We start from the raw sequence: 614 nt of genomic DNA on the forward strand, positions 1-614 counted from the left end.
GCATTGGCGTAGGCGTACTGAAACGGCTCCGCAGCATCATTGAGCACCGAATAGAGACGCTGTTGAATCAACTTAGCACTGACATCGTCATGCCACATCTGTTGTTGTTGCGCTTGTGTACGCATGCCAACAAACCCGCGGTCGATAGCAAAATGGACACTTGGCGATTCCATCACGCTGCTAAACAGCACTCTCGGCTCTGTTTTACTGGAATGTCATCGGCGTTTCTCAACGGTGTTGTTGGCCTGTTGCCTGCCAACTGGCAAACTTTTCATCAATGATGGTGGCGATCTCTTCAACGCGAACATTACCGGTGATGATCAACTCAGAGTATTGCGGTTGATACCAAGTTTGGTAGAAGGACTTCAAGGATTCTGCCGTGGCATTTTCAATGGATTCTTGATCGCCAATCGGATCATCTTCTCATAAACAGTGCCATCAATGGAAGCGTAGTAAGCATTAAACGAAAAGGATGTAATCTTCAGGTCGTGAGCGTCGCCACTCGCCTAAAATCACGCCTTTCTCTTTCTACCACCTCTTGTCTGGTGTCAAACTCATGCCGTCACTGACATCGCGCATCCAAGTGAGAGCGTCTTGCAAATGAGCCGCGTCAT

The 614-nt window shown here is 48.5% G+C and carries 2 protein-coding genes; both read right to left on the minus strand.

What is annotated here, in order from left to right; genetic code table 11:
• The coding region (locus tag CIK04_RS34980; protein ID WP_325206011.1) for a hypothetical protein at positions 1–191 on the minus strand (191 nt) is incomplete at its 3' end.
• Between the two features lie 37 nt (positions 192–228).
• On the minus strand, positions 229–369 hold the full coding sequence (locus tag CIK04_RS34985; protein WP_325206012.1) for an insulinase family protein: 141 nt from the start codon (positions 367–369) through the stop codon (positions 229–231).
• Between the last annotated feature and the right edge of the window lie 245 nt (positions 370–614).

It is taken from the genome of Vibrio sp. 03_296 (assembly GCF_002265885.1).